The sequence below is a fragment of the Scytonema sp. UIC 10036 genome, from assembly GCF_009725235.1.
This window is the reverse complement of sequence record NZ_WJFC01000050.1, coordinates 23,381-38,554: the sequence shown is the minus strand read 5'-3', so window position 1 is coordinate 38,554 and position 15,174 is coordinate 23,381. Positions and strand designations below refer to the sequence as shown.

Below are 15,174 nucleotides of genomic sequence, written 5' to 3'. Positions count from 1 at the left end.
TTTAGGCGCGAACACTTTTGGAAAAGTTAATTTTCGTTACTTTTTGACTATTTCTACTCATTGCACAAATAAAATTTTTCAAATGTGACGGTGAGGCTTTTGATTTCATCAATTAATTATTGAGATAATCATCTTAAATTTAAATTCTACTAAATTAGTTATAAGGGATATGGAAGAAATATTAAACGAACACTGTACACAATCTCATTCTGGACTCCTTCTCCTAAGTATGCCGACTGGTTTTGGAAAAACCTACAACGTCATAAAATTTCTATATTCTAATTACAAAGAATTTGCTGCTCAAAAAAGAAAAATTATTTTTATTACAAATCTTAAGAAAAATTTGCCAGTTGAAGAGCTAAAAAAGTATTTTATTGCCGATGGCAATCAAGATGAATTTGAAGAATATGTTCTTTTTATTAATTCTAATTCTGAAAGTATTATCAATAATTTGCTTGCCGTTGATGATGAAATTCCAGACCAATTTAAGACAGAAATTTATTTGCGCTTAAAATCTTATATAGAAATCTGCAAAAATAGCCAAATTTCCAAATCTATCAAATCTACTTTTGAAACAGAAATTCGGGAAGAGATTGAGCCAGAATTCCGAAAATTTATTAAAAGAGCATTGGATGAAAATTTTCCAACCAAAAAAGACCGTCTGTCAGCTATAAAGAGTCATCAGCAATATCAATGGATTGGAAAACTTTATCCCGCAGTATTTACAGATGAGAAAACTGTTTTGTTTCTTAGTATAGATAAGTTCATCGCTAAAAATACCACGCTGGTTGAGCCGTCGTATTACTGTTATGAACGGCTGATTAATAAATCCCTCATTTTTATTGATGAGTTTGATACTACTAAAGAAGCTGTCCTCAACAACATAATTAAATCGGGCTTGCGGCATCGAGTGGATCTTCTTGATTTATTCTTGAATATTCATAACCATCTTATGCAAAACGAATGTCCTGAAGGGCTGCTTAAAGAATCCAAATGGCGAAAGCAAAAATCTTCCGGGAAAAATTGGCTATCCTTACGAGAACAGATTGAATCCTTCCGAGAGAAAGCTAATTATATATTTAACACCTATAAATTGCAGCATACTTGTAAATCACATGAAGATTTTTCCACAAACAAAAGAAATTTTTTATTTTATGATTATCAATTTCACAACGTGTTGGATCGTCATAAGCGGATCGAGATTATTGAAGATTCACGAAACCGTACAAATTGGATTAAGGCTTTTGACGCTGCCACAAAAAAAACTGGTGTTGATATTCACTCATTGCTGAGAGATATTGCTGGGTTCTTAACCTACTTTCAGACAGGAATTGGGTATTTAGCGGAGAACTATCGCCATTTGAAAGATGAAGATGACAGCATTCAAGAAGCCTTTCCCCTCGAATCTGCTGTCAAGACAGTGCTTAATCATTTTCGCCTTGATAGTAAAGATATTGAATTTTTGACCAGTAATATTATTGAAGGTGACTTGCCCTATGGTTTACCAGCTGACAAAGGAACAATCCAACGTCAGGGGTTTTATGATACGGGCTTTCGTTACCACGATATCGTTGATAGTGATGAGCATGATACCTTATCGAAGATATATATGTTCAATTTCAGCCGTACACCCGAATCTTTTTTGGCTGGAGTTTGTTCAAAGGCTATGGTAGTCGGTATTTCTGCAACTGCTGGACTTTATACAAACATTGGAAATTACGATCTTGAGTATTTGAAATCCCGTTTGGGGGATTCATTTATACGTCTTAAAGAGGATGCTCTTGTTAAATTAAAAAATACATATTCTGAAGCAACTCAAGGATATAATCAAGTCGTTATAGAAACTAAATTTATTGGAACAGATTCACAGAAGGAAGCAATCAAGCAACTTGAGGGACTTTTAAGGGACAAGGCAGCAGCTAATCATCTATGGAATACTCTTCAACATAGAATCAAAAACGATAAGCAGTATATTGAATTTTTGTTTTGCCGTTATTTAAAAGTGTTGACTGTTTGGAAATATTTCTTAGATAATTCTGATTGTCATGGGTTTCTTTGCCTCTTCAGCAAATTACCAAAGCGTAAGGATTCAGAGTTCGATCTGGATATATTATATGAGTACGCGGAATTACTACTAGAAGATAAGAAAGATATTATACCCGATGGTGTATCAGATACGATGGTCGTACTTAGTGGAGATAAATTTGATGAAAATAAAGCGCAACTACTAAATGACTTGAAAGATAACAAACGTCGGTTTATTCTCTCTTCCTACCAGACAAGTGGAGTTGGGCAAAATCTACAATTTCCCATTCCTTCTTCCATCCAGCCAATACATATTAATGGATTCTCAAAGCATCCAGATATGGATATTAATGGGATTTATTTGGATAATCCAACAAATTTACTTGTTAATATTTCTAGCGATACTCTTGAAAACGATAGCTTTATAAAATATATTTTTCAGTTAGAATTTCTGGTGGAGAATGGAGCTATTTCACCAAGTACATTTAAGAGTAAGTTGGATGAAGCCTTTAAGCGTTATGTGGGAAGAATTAGTCAGGTAAAGAAGGATTTCATAAGCTTATATAATACCACTGCTTATTCACGCTACTTAAATAAGGTAATTATTCAGGCAATAGGTCGGATATGTCGAACCAATATGAAATCTTCTAAAATTCATATTCTTGCTGATACTTCAATCCGAAAACATCTAACCCAATTTTCTCTACCAGAGGATGTAATTCCTGTTCGAGAATATACTGCTCTTCTTGAATCAGTCAATCATTCGACTAACCAATCTGAAGATTTAATAGAATTACAAAATCGTGCATCCAACAGAAGTAATCAGACTTCTGCTTACATCCGTCGCCAACTGAATACGCCGTGGACACCTCAGAGTGTTAAAGCATGGCAGGAACTTAGAGAGCAAGTCCTCCGTCAACCTGCGATTGCAAAAGAGTCGGAATGCAATCCGAACTGGAATAGTATTTACCTTAAATTGCCGAAAGCTGCCTATTCATATCTTTATTCAGAAGAATATGATTATAGGGATATTGAAGTTTTCTTTTCTGAGGAATACAGCAAAAAAGAAGTTAAGGAAGTTAGTAAACGAACTGCTCGTCTTTCAGATTTGATGAGAATTGATATCTTACATGAATTATTTATTGATTCTGGTTGGGCAACAACATTCCCAGAATCTGAACTCATGCTGACACCTCCAATGTTCAACAATATTTATAAAGGAGCCTTAGGAGAAGTCTGTGGTAAACACATTTTTGTGAAGCTCTTAAATATTGATTTGTTAGAACTAGAGGTAGATGAATTTGAACGCTTTGACTTTAAAACAGATGAAAAAATCTATGTAGACTTTAAATTTTGGAACGATCGCGTTGCAATACAAGCTGATGAATTAATTGATAAAATTCGTGAGAAAATGGCGGCTGTTGGGGCTGAACGGGTTTTTATCATCAATATTCTTGGTACTTCAAATACAGATTTTCGTCCGACTATCTCATCTGACCAGAAAATCGTTGAAGTTCCTTATCTCTGTAAAAACGATAAAGTTGACGATAAAGCACTTGAATTTATTCTAAAGGAATTTTAGGAATGAGCATTCTTACGAACCGTTTGAAAATCACTTTTAATATTGAAGCTATTAAACAAGACTTTGCGTTTATTCGTTTGACTCGTGAACGCAAAAAAAACTGGAGTGGAGCCGTTGAGTTAGATTACCTTATTGGTAAAGAGTTCAATGCTGCTGCTGTTATGTTCCAATATGGAAAATATGCCTATGCCATGTTCAAGAAACCAGTTGATCTTTATCAACTTCTTAGCGGCATTAGGGCCAACAAAGAATTCGGTGACAATGCTGTTATTGAAGTTCCCCCTAGCGTTTTACGGCGTGATTCTGAAGAGTGCATTTGTGAAGCATGGCTGGGTCAGATTTTATTGAACTCACTCTCTTCCTCAAAATCGCGTTTTGCTAAATATCATTATTGCAATCTCACGGGATCGTTGTTGCTTGTGCAAGATTTTGAAGGCAAAAACAAAGATTATCTTGATGTAGCAAAAATAACTCTAAATTCTGACTATTTATTAGAGGTAAAAACTGTTCGTCACCGAACAAAAATGTCTATTCTGTCAGAATTAAAAAAGACTAGCGATCCCAAACGTAAGAAGGAACTCCAAAACGCTCTTGAAAAGCCTTATTATATATTTGAAGCAGCAACTGGAAGCCTTCGGAGATATTTGCCGCGTGATGGAGAAATTGATGCAAAATTAATATATATCGAATGTGGTTTAAAAGGGAAAAAAGCATCTACAGCATTTCTTGAGTTTAGTAATCTTGATAGTTTTTATAAAAGTCGTGCAGGGATATTACAACATGTTATATCCAGAATAAACGAAGATTTATCAAAATACATGAATGTTGATTTTTCTACTCGGGAAATCGATAAGGCTATCGAACTCAATAACACCTTGCTTAAAAAGCCAGAACAACTTCGCTTACTACTTGATAAGCAGCTAATCAATATAGTGGATAAAGTTAATAATAAGGAGTCTGATGATTTAGTAACTACTATAAAAACATTCCTGTATCCTAATTATGTCACCGATGAAAAGCTCATCTCTTGTGCTAAGCGCGATAAAGAAGGTGCTTTAAATTTTAGAATAATTCACGACGAGAATTATTACGAAAAAATGAAGTTAGAAGATGAATACCTTCTTTCAACAGATACAATTTATCGACAGCACCTCACGATAGAATCGATTGAGGCTATATCTAATGCTACTCTTAAAACGAGCATTAAAGAACTACTTATAAAGCGAGATATTAGCTCTCGAAAATTAAATTTATTTGATTGGGCTAAACTACAATTAACTGGAATTTGGACTTTTGCTGCTTGGGATGAAGATGCCAGTCATGTTATTTTTATGGAAATTTCCCCAAATGGTGATTTGGAATTTCATAAAATAGATTATCAGAACATATTTGACTATCAAAAGTTTCAAAACTATAGAGAATTAATGACCGATAATTGTGGAAATAAAATCAGAACATTGGAAGGTCTTGTTATTTCTGACACAAATGATATAAATCAGATATTTTGTACTGAAGAAATTAGTCTTCCTGACCTGACTAAAATTGAAGCAATTATCAGCGAAGTCGATACTGCGCTTCCGGAAAACAAGCGTACTGGAAATGATTTGGCAGCATTAATACAACAATTTATAATTAATTATTATAAGAAAGATAGTAACGAGCTTGCAATGTTTTTTGATGAATTGAGAAAATTCGGAAGCAGCGAATTCAACAAAAATAGCTTCCGAAAACTTTTGAACGAGCGGTTAAAAACGCGTTCAAATGCCGCAATTGAATTACGACACTATCTTTTAACTCAACATCAGATTAGGCTGAATTTTCCCAAGCATAAAGAAAGCCTTGAAGATTTATTTGACGCTTCTCTCAACATAAAATATTTTGGGGAAACCGAACAAGAGGCTTATTACTTTGTTGGAGGCCAAAGAGACAATATACAATTTTCTTTTAAGGATGCCTGTCATCTCCGTAAAATTGTTGCAGTCAATGGCTCAAAACTTATATTTAGACAACTCCTTCCAACTATGGATGTAGATTTTGTCCGCACGGGGCAAAGTACCGTGATCCCTTTTCCATTTAAGTATATTAGGGAGTATAAGAATTTTGGCGCTCGCACAGTGTAAAGATGTCACTATGATGGTAACTTTAGCATTGTGCTTAATATAACTTAACTTTTAGGCGTTGGAGCCACATGTACAGAGCTACAATTTAGCTACTTTGTTCTTAGTCCCAAATACAGGTCCAAACAGCTTACCAACTGACTGCATCATATTTTATTAATGAGGTGAGTTATGACTGATAATTTTGATGAATCCAACTCAGAATCTTCTCAAGCAATTGAAGATTTGTTAAAACGAGCGTCTTCGCATCTAACTGCCAACCAGCGATGCCAACGCATTCGTAAAATGACCCCTGTGTGGGCGTGGCTTTACATCACTCAAGGAATGGAGAGGTATCAAGTTTTAGGCGATAACTGGCATGAAGTGACTGAGCCAGAAATTTTGGAACTCACATCTAAATGCCAATTCACAGAACTTGATGATATGTCAGAAAACAGTAATGCTAAAGCAGGGCTTTGGTTTGACATCGGGCTAAACGGTTGGTGGGGCAGTGAGATAAAAGCTTGTAAGTTTGGTAATACTGAGACAGATGGTATACTGTTCTTCTTCGCCAAACGTTGCCAAGATTAACGCTCATTACTGTACGGAATATAGAAATGTAACATTCCGTCTGCACCCACATGAGAACGTAGCTTAATTTTTTCTCTCTCGCAGGTAACCCTGGCGGTATTCTTTCTTCTTTAAACTTGATGCCTGACGGTATGACCACTGCTTTATGGGAGTCACTTTCTCAACATCAAGTAGCTGACGACGATAAGTATCGTTACCCGTAAGTTGTGCGATCGCACCCGCAATAAACCGAGCGCAGCGTTCTGGCTGAGACGAGACTTGTTCCTCTGCAAACCGGATAACTAGCCAGTTCGCATCAACAAAACACTTATTGCGGTAGTCATCTTCTCCGATGCAGTGAGTAGGTTTCCCGGTTGCAAATGAGATAGGCTCATCCACCTCCAAATCTATGTGTAAGCCAGTATTGGGTTCAACAATCAGAAAATCAGCCGTAAATGGTAATCGATGTCCTGGAGGAAGCATCACCTGCTGGGGAAAAACAATGTCACCGAAATAATGCTTGAGAACATTTTCAAACAACCCCTCACTTACCCCAATTGGTGCATCTCCTTGTCCAGAAGGAAAGACGAAAGGGGTAAATTGTTTTTTCTCTTTAACTAACTCTGGAATACAAACAATCGGATATTCTGGTGTCTTTACCATACTTGCACTACTTCCTCATACCGAGTTTGGAAAACAAGAACTCTCCGCAATTATCTGCATTCACTACACTGGAAGACAATCAACAAAATACTAAAAGTCAATCAACTTTTCTCCAGTTGTTGAGCAAGACAATCAGAAAATTATCAGCTGTCAAATCATATAAACGCTCGATAGGATGCATCTGAGACAGTTGCATTCCAGGAGCATAAATGAAATCTAGCTTCAGCGATCTAGAAGACCTTCTCAACGACAACTACCCCATTATCGCCTGTGAATCTCCCCTCCAGGAACGAAAACGCCTCCTGACACATATAGCTACATACTGCCAATGCTCGGGTAAAAAAGCTTACGTTTGGAATTTGAATGAGGACAGTATTAAGGAACTCAGTATCGGTTCGGAGAACAATCTCGTTTTGGGAGAATTTGAGGAGTACAAACCCAAGGTAAAACAAAATTATGTTGACTATTTTCAGGTACTCAATTTCTGGAAAGATTACTCAGGAGAAGGAATACTAATTGTTGAGAATATTTATCCATGGTTAAAGGAAAGTACTCCGAAAGAGACTGATTTCTTCTTGATATCGGAGTGGATTAAATCGTCACTCATTAACCTCAAGCTTTATAACCAAGGTAGTGGTAAAACCGCTATGCTATTGGGAGCGCTCGCGGAAATAACAAGCGAGATGGCGGCTCTTATTCCTCTGTGGACGCAAGAACTGCCAGACATACAAGAAATTATCGATAATTTAATCAATAGCAAGATTCTTCCTGAAACGTATATAGACAAAGACTGGTTGTCAGTTGCATATAGTGGTACTGGTTTATATATTTCAGATATTATTTCCTGCTTGAAAGATATTAGCAAAAAACATAGTTTAGATAATTCCAGCGACACAGCCAAACTGCTACTATCAAGAAAAATATCGATCCTCAATCGGTTATACGATATCGAGTTCTTACCGCCTCCAAAAATCCAACTTGGGGGGTTAGAACTCATGCAGCAGTCGTTCAAAAAGTTTAAGCGATTGCTGAATCCCCGTGCCAAACAATACAACCTGCGCGTACCCAAGGGGATTATGCTTGTAGGACCACCAGGGACGGGAAAATCTCACTCGGCGAAAGCGTGCTCCCAGAATATGGGTATTCCCCTCATCATGGTGGATTGGGGTAACTTTAGAAGTTTTGGCTCTCTTGCAGAAATTAAACTCAAACGCCTACTACGGCTGGCAGATAGGCTCAACCAAGTCATTTTGTACTTTGACGATTTTGATAAAGGTTTTGCCGGAGATGATGACCTTGCCAAACGGCTTGCAGGTCAGCTATTGACGTGGATGCAGGAGCGCACGTCTGACGTAGTAGTCATCGCGTCAGTAAACCGGATGGAATGGTTACCACCCGAACTGACCCGCGCCGGACGGTTTGACTACATATTTAAGGTAGACCTGCCCAACAACGGGGAAAGATACACGATATTTAAGCTTCATGCTGCCCGATTTGACAAGCGGTTCCGCAATGGTAACGACCCCTGGAGCGAGGACGAGTGGCGGCGTATTCTGAAAGCAACGAATCGCTGCGTGGGGGCGGAAATCCAGACGATTGTCGAGCGTGCTGCTGCTAGTATTTTTTGCACGATGACGGTAGAAGATACTTACACAGAGTCAGAACTCCCACCGCTAGAACTTACTATCGAAGCACTGCTTGAAGAACGCCGCCAGATAAACCCACTTGCAATTCGGGAAGCCGATCGCGTTGAGTCAATGCGGAATAAAGCCGACCAACAAGCTTTACCTAGCAGCCCCCTTGATGAAAGCAAGTTTGCTGTTGGAAACATTGATATTTTTAGCTAGCAAACATCGTAAATCAGTTCAAAGTTTGATCGCATTTGGATAGCAGCAAACATTCCAACAGTTCATAAAGTTTTCCATTTCTAACCACTTTACTACTTTATTTATCTAAGATTATGGAAGTTACAAGACAAACCACTCAAAAAGAAACTCAAACTAAACAAGCACAAACTCCAGAAAAAAGTTTATTCTTCAAAATTCTTAATATCGTTGGACCAATTGCCGGGTTTACTGCTGCCCTCTCACCCCTACCACTCTACTTTTGGACTCGCCAGCCCCGGTATCTACCTATTGGTGCAACCTTTACCAGTAACAATCAAATAGTTCAACTCGAACTAGCAGACGATAGAGAAGAATATGCCCACGGACTCAAATTTCGTGACTCGATTCCCAAGAATCGCGGGATGTTATTTGTACTCAACAAACCTGAGAAAGTTAAACTTTGGATGAAGGATACATATGTTCCCTTAGATATGATATTCCTGCAAGACGGAGTTATTAAATCAGTTGTAGAGGCAGCCCCCCCTTGCAAAACCCAAACCTGTCCTAAGTACGATTCAGTTTACCCTGTCAATCAGGTTATTGAACTAGCTGCTGGCAGTACCAAAACTTTAGATCTCAAGGTGGGCAAGAGGCTTCAGTTGAATTTTCTAGAAACCAAACAGCAGAAGTAAACCGCCTTTTTTTCAATAACATGGCAGGATGCATCTAATGGTTGGGGAGTAAAACTTTACCTTTAGATGTCTGAAGTTGCGAACGAAATGGTACGATTACGCCATCTGCAATTGCAGGTGGCATTTTTTCTACTATTGACAAGAGCGATTCTGATTGCGGTGATTGTCCATCTGCAACTTTAAGGTTTTCTTCAGTAATCAGTTGTAGTTCTACGCTCGCAGTCCTCAGAACTGTTGCCTTTTCGGATGAAAAGAGCAGGTTGTACTTGACGCGGTAATCTTTTACTATAAGCGATACTATATATATTAGGTAGTGGGGTGATAAAATCTATCGCTCAGAGTAGCGCACGTCTTATCCACCTTTGTGCGAGCACTTGTGTCATTTATTTAGCTAAAACTTCAGGTGGCAGCAGCGGTAGCTATGGAAGTCCCTTAGTATTATTTGTTAAGAATCTTCTCAATAGCACAAATTACGGAGATTGAACGTGAGTCCCAGACAAACTACCCAACGAGCATCTGCAACAACAAGAAAGCCTAGAAATGTAGGCTCTGCGAAAAATGCTGCTCAAAAGAAGGAAGAAGATTTGACCGATTTGGCGACTACTACAACAGTGCCATTGGATAAGAAAGAAGATTCTTTGGCTGCTGCAAAGATGGTTCCTTTGGGCAAGATTGTCATGGCTAGCAGTCAACCCCGGCGTTATTTTGACCCTTCTGCTATGCAAGCGCTCTTTGAGTCTGTCAAGCGCGATGGCATCTTAATGCCCCTATTGGTAAGACCTGTGGGTGACAAATATGAGTTGGTAGCAGGCGAGAGGCGATATAAAGCAGCACAAGAAGTCGGCTTGACTGAAGTGCCTGCAACCATCCGAGAGATGTCTGAATCTCAGGCAGTACAGTATGCTTTGGTTGAAAACTTGCAAAGAGAGGATTTGAATCCGTTGGAGGAAACGGAAAGCATATTGCAACTTTTGGCGCTGCGATTGGGATGTAATTATTCAGAAGTTCCGCCTTTACTATACAGAATGGAAAATGAAGCGAAAGGGAAAATTACCCGAAACGTTTCGGGTAATGAATCGGCGTCAACGGTAGAACAAGTCTTTACGGAGTTGGGGCGCATGAATTGGCAATCTTTTGTCCGCACCCGACTTCCACTATTGAAATTGCCAGATAACATTTTAGAAGCTTTGCGAACTGGACGCATTGAGTACACTAAAGCGCTTGCGATCGCTAAGGTTTCCTCAGATTCTGACCGTCAGGAAATTTTGGATACTGCGGTAGATTATTCTCTCTCATTGAATGAAATTCGCGAGAAGGTCAAAGCTTTACAGCCCCCTGCTGAAAGCGGGGAAATTCAAAAGCTTTTGGAAAGTACTTACAAAAAGGTCAAAAAGTCTAAGGTGTGGGAGAATCCTGACAAACAGGAGAGGTTGAAATCTTTATTGGCAGAGTTGTCAGCGCTGCTGAGTACGGAAGAATAACTGTGATTAAATCCTTGTTTGGCGTGTAAACACGTAAAGAGATTATACTAATTAGCGAGGGGCATGAGAAACAATTTCAGCCCTTAATCAGTCAACTTTCTGCATGATCCCTGATTTTCAAAAATACCTACAATCTGTGTGTAATGCTTACCAACGTTGGTGGGATCTGTACATCATTACAGATGTTGAAGGGCGTAAAACAGCACAGCGGCAAAACTTACCATCGCCGTTTGATTTTGGCTTGATGGTGGAAACGGTGTCGCCAAAGCAGCAGAACAGAGGTGACACGCAGGAGGAAACCGAACGCTTGCCTGTGCAAGAAGGGTTACGCAAATATGCTGAAAATCATGTGTTACTTGTAGGAAAACCAGGTTCAGGCAAATCTACAGCGTTAGCGAGGCTGTTGCTGGAAGAGGCAGAGAAAACAAAATCCCTAGGGGGTTCGGGGTGCATACCTGTGCTGGTAGAGTTGCGACAATACAAAACTTCAATGCTGGAGTTGATTGAAGATTTTTTGGGAAGGCATGAATTATATCTAGATGTAGAAATTAAAACGTTGCTGCGTAAGGGTCAATTTTTGCTGCTTGTGGATGGGCTGAACGAGTTACCCAATGAAGAGGCACGGCGAGAGTTAAAAACTTTTCGGCAGAATAACCCCAAAACACCAATGATTTTCACCACACGAGATTTGGGCTTTGGTGGCGATTTGGGAATTGAGAAAAAGCTGGAAATGCAACCCTTGAAAGAAGAACAGATGCAGCAGTTTATCCGCGCTTATTTGCCCGAAAAAGGTGAGGAAATGCTGCGGCGGTTAGGTGGAAGGTTGCGGGAGTTTGGGCAAACGCCGTTGCTGCTGTGGATGCTGTGTGACTTATTTAAACAAAGCGGCAATCTACCGCCGAATTTAGGTTTAGTATTTCGCTGCTTTACTCAAAGTTATGTCGGCAACGTCAAAGATGATGTCCCAGTTTCTGGGGAGTCGCGTCGGTGGTGGGAGGAGTTATTGAAGCATTTAGCTTTCACCATGATGCAGGGAGAAACGCCAAAAGAATTGCGAGTCGTCATTGATAGGCAAGAAGCAGAAGAAATTTTGACAAAGTTTCTTGAATGTAAAGTTGATTATCCTTCTAGTCGAGCGAAAGAATGGCTAGAGGATTTACTCAAGCATCATTTAATCCAAGTTACCAGCAATAAAAAAATAGAGTTTCGCCACCAAATGTTACAAGAATATTATGCGGCAGAATACCTATGGCAACTGCTACCTTCTTTAAATGATGACAACCTGCTGAAACAGCATTACCTCAATTACTTAAAGTGGACAGAACCACTAGCGTTGATGTTGGCGTTAGTAGACAATGAGAAGCAAGCGTTAAGAATAGTAAAGTTAGCACTGGATGTGGATTTACAGTTGGGGGCAAGGCTGGCAGGCTCAGTAAAGCCAAATTTTCAGGTTAAAACGGTAACTTTAATTATCGAGCTAAACGTCCCTCAATTACTTAAGAATAAACTATTAGGTATTACACGTTCTGAGGTTGCAATTGATGCTTTAAGGAAAGCATGGAATGATAAAGATTCAGATGTTAGTAGCAGTGCTACTTTTGCATTAGGTCAGATTGGTAGTGAAGCAGCTATTTCAGAACTACTCAAGGCATTAGAAAATCCGAATGTCAATGTGTATCGGAGGGCAGCTGAATGGCTGGCATATCTTGACTGTCAGGCTGCCATTCCAGGATTACGCAAAAAATTAGCAGACCTAAACTCATCTATAAGTAATTCTTGTTCAGATAAAGATGTTTTGCTTTGGATGAGCATTGTCCGGACACTAGGCAAACTCTCTAGGCAAGAAGCTATTTCAGAATTACATGAAAAGGTTTTGGTCTTAGATGAGCCTTTCAATATGTTCGTTATGCTTGGGGCAGCCAGACTTTTAGGGCAACTTGACGGTGAAGGAGTGCTTCCACAATTGCTGAAAGCTTTAAAAGATCCAAAATCGCATATCCGGAAAAATGCTGCTATCATCTTGGGACAAATGGGAGAAAAAACAGCCATTCCAGGGTTGCTCAAGACATCATCGCAAGATCTAGATGCTATGGTTCGTCTCAGTGCTACGGAGGCGCTAGTAAACTTGGACAGCAAAGTTGCGATTCCAATATTACTAAAAAAATTAGTAGAGCCAGACAATTATATCCGTGAACAAGCTGCTAAGATACTGATAAAACTAAACAGTCCAGTAACATACCCAAACTTGCTTGAACTCTTGAACCATCCAGACGAGAATATTAGCTGGGTGGCTACCATAGTTTTGGGACAATTAGGTAAAGAAGAAGCGTTGCCAAAGCTACTTAAGGAATTGAAAAACGAAATATTTGGTGTTCGTAGAACAGCTGCTTTAATGTTGGAACCAATATGTAGTCAGAAACACATTCCAGAATTACTTCAGACATTGGAGGATCAATACTATTGTGTTCGTAGAAGTGCTGCTATTGCTTTGGGATACCTTGGAAGAGAGGAGGCAATTCCACAACTAGTCAAAGCATTAAGGCATTATTATCCTTCTGATAATTGTGCGGATATTCAAGCAGTGAGAAATCTGAATGGTGAAACAGTGACTTTTTTAGGGATAAGTAATGAAGAATTAGAGACATTAGGCAGTGAAGATGCAATTGAATTATGGCTCTGTGAACTCGACAACCTTAATATCTACATAAGGGTTGCGGAAGCATTAGGGAAGATAAGCACTAAAGAAGCAATCGAAGGATTACTTGGGGCGTTACAGTATTCAAGATACCATACTCGTTGGGCTGCTGCTATTGCTCTAGGACAACTCGGTAGGAAAGAAGGAAGTTCAGAATTGCTTGAAGCCTTGGGTCATCACGATCCTGATTTTCGGAAGAAAGTTGTTGAAGCCTTAAGCAAGTTAGACAATGAAGAAACAATTCAAAAATTACTCAATTGCTTAGAAACTCAAGATAGCTTTGTCTGTAAAGGTGCTGCTGAGGTGTTAGAAAAAATCAGTAGTCCTACAGCCCTATCTTCTCTTTGGGATATGCGGCTAACAGGCAGAGAGGATTTTGCTGAAATTATCGAGGTTATTCAAACACATTGTAAGTTATATAACTACAGAATTGCACAGTCTTCTTCAAAAGTGGAGGAAACTAAAACCAAATCAGAAACTATGAAATACAAAGATTTTCAAATATTAGTTGATAACAATAACAAAATTCGCGCTTCCTCAGAACAAGGTGATGTTTCGGGTGAATTCCGCTTGGAAATGAACGAAATTAACTTGGCGTTAAAATTAATTAAGCTTCAACAAGCAGATAACGAATTGCTCAAAGCACTGGGTAGTAAACTTTACCAAGCGCTTTTTCCCAACCAAATTAACGCTCGCTTTCATGCTACAATGGCGGGGGCACAAGCAAATGAATACAGCGTCCGCTTGCGCTTGCTATTTCAATCTCCCCAATTAGCCGCCCTCCCCTGGGAATTCCTCTATAACGAGGAAACCAATGCCTTTTTAGGAAACAATACCCAAACAATGCTCTCTCGCTATATTGATGTTCCCCTACAAAAACGGGACATTATAGCCGCCAATTTACCTCTGAAAGTGCTACTTGTTATTTCATCCCCTACTGACTTAGCAAAATTAGACGCAACTGGCGAAGAAACACTTATTCGAGCGGCGCTGAAAAAGCACATAGAAGCAGCTAAAATAGAGTTAGATGTTATACAAGAAGCTACTGTCCGCAATATTAATCAAAAGCTGCGCGAAAAACCCTACAATATATTCCACTTCATCGGACACGGTGTTTTTGAAAACAACAAAGGCTACATGGCGCTGGAAGATACCAATAAGGCAGCTAAATTGTTGGATGATGAGGGTTTCGCCAACTTCTTCTTAGGCAACCGCAGCTTGGGGTTAGTTGTGCTCAATTCCTGTCAAGGGGCAGAGGTGTCGGGGCATCAAATCTTTGCAGGAATAGCACCCAACCTGGTGCAACGGGGAATACCAGCAGTAGTCGCCATGCAATATCCTATCCTTGATAGCACCGCCAAGCTTTTTGCCGATGAATTCTACCGCACCCTTGCCCTGGGCTATCCCGTAGACGCTGCCATCCAGACAACCCGCAACGCCATTTCTCAGGAAGTTGGATTAGATAAACGCGACTTTGCTACACCAGTACTCTATATGCGTGCAAAGGATGGAATCATCTTAAATTCATACACGATCTGAGTAAC

The 15,174-nt window shown here is 39.4% G+C and carries 8 protein-coding genes; 7 read left to right on the top strand and 1 reads right to left on the bottom strand.

Annotated features, from left to right (window positions below; genetic code table 11):
- The first annotated feature begins 169 nt into the window (after window positions 1–169).
- The 3 genes from F7734_RS23270 to F7734_RS23260 all read left to right on the top strand — a co-directional run bounded on the left by F7734_RS23270 (window position 170) and on the right by F7734_RS23260 (window position 6,294).
- A complete protein-coding gene (locus F7734_RS23270) occupies window positions 170–3,607 on the top strand; it encodes a hypothetical protein (RefSeq protein WP_155746873.1) in 3,438 nt (1,145 codons plus the stop codon).
- Between the two features lie 2 nt (window positions 3,608–3,609).
- The gene (locus tag F7734_RS23265) at window positions 3,610–5,727 is read left to right on the top strand and encodes a hypothetical protein (RefSeq protein ID WP_155746872.1); all 2,118 of its coding nucleotides are present in this window, start codon (window positions 3,610–3,612) and stop codon (window positions 5,725–5,727) included.
- A gap of 168 nt (window positions 5,728–5,895) precedes the next feature.
- On the top strand, window positions 5,896–6,294 hold the full coding sequence (locus F7734_RS23260; RefSeq protein ID WP_155746871.1) for a hypothetical protein: 399 nt from the start codon (window positions 5,896–5,898) through the stop codon (window positions 6,292–6,294).
- 63 nt (window positions 6,295–6,357) lie between these two features.
- On the opposite strand, the gene F7734_RS23255 is transcribed toward F7734_RS23260, so the two are convergent.
- Window positions 6,358–6,936 (bottom strand): hypothetical protein, encoded by a 579-nt coding sequence (locus F7734_RS23255; protein WP_155746870.1) that lies wholly within the window; start codon window positions 6,934–6,936, stop codon window positions 6,358–6,360.
- Window positions 6,937–7,145: 209 nt separating this feature from the next.
- Between F7734_RS23255 and F7734_RS23250 the strand changes: the two genes are divergently transcribed.
- The 4 genes from F7734_RS23250 to F7734_RS23235 all read left to right on the top strand — a co-directional run bounded on the left by F7734_RS23250 (window position 7,146) and on the right by F7734_RS23235 (window position 15,169).
- Window positions 7,146–8,783, top strand: a complete 1,638-nt coding sequence (locus F7734_RS23250; RefSeq protein ID WP_155746869.1) for an ATP-binding protein — start codon at window positions 7,146–7,148, stop codon at window positions 8,781–8,783.
- A 113-nt stretch (window positions 8,784–8,896) separates the two neighbouring features.
- Window positions 8,897–9,454 (top strand): DUF192 domain-containing protein, encoded by a 558-nt coding sequence (locus F7734_RS23245; RefSeq protein WP_155746868.1) that lies wholly within the window; start codon window positions 8,897–8,899, stop codon window positions 9,452–9,454.
- 485 nt (window positions 9,455–9,939) lie between these two features.
- Window positions 9,940–10,935: a ParB/RepB/Spo0J family partition protein gene (locus F7734_RS23240; protein WP_166482097.1), complete on the top strand. Its 996-nt coding sequence runs from the start codon at window positions 9,940–9,942 to the stop codon at window positions 10,933–10,935.
- A 136-nt stretch (window positions 10,936–11,071) separates the two neighbouring features.
- Window positions 11,072–15,169, top strand: coding sequence for a HEAT repeat domain-containing protein (locus F7734_RS23235; RefSeq protein ID WP_207714185.1), 4,098 nt, complete (start codon window positions 11,072–11,074; stop codon window positions 15,167–15,169).
- Window positions 15,170–15,174: the final 5 nt, after the last annotated feature.

Excerpts from the sequence above, each read along its gene's own strand:
- F7734_RS23270 (WP_155746873.1), top strand. The coding sequence starts at position 170 with ATGGAAGAAATATTAAACGAACACTGTACACAATCTCATTCTGGACTC.
- F7734_RS23260 (WP_155746871.1), top strand. The coding sequence starts at position 5,896 with ATGACTGATAATTTTGATGAATCCAACTCAGAATCTTCTCAAGCAATT.
- F7734_RS23250 (WP_155746869.1), top strand. The coding sequence starts at position 7,146 with ATGAAATCTAGCTTCAGCGATCTAGAAGACCTTCTCAACGACAACTAC.
- F7734_RS23245 (WP_155746868.1), top strand. The coding sequence starts at position 8,897 with ATGGAAGTTACAAGACAAACCACTCAAAAAGAAACTCAAACTAAACAA.
- F7734_RS23255 (WP_155746870.1), bottom strand. The coding sequence starts at position 6,936 with ATGGTAAAGACACCAGAATATCCGATTGTTTGTATTCCAGAGTTAGTT.
- F7734_RS23265 (WP_155746872.1), top strand. The coding sequence starts at position 3,610 with ATGAGCATTCTTACGAACCGTTTGAAAATCACTTTTAATATTGAAGCT.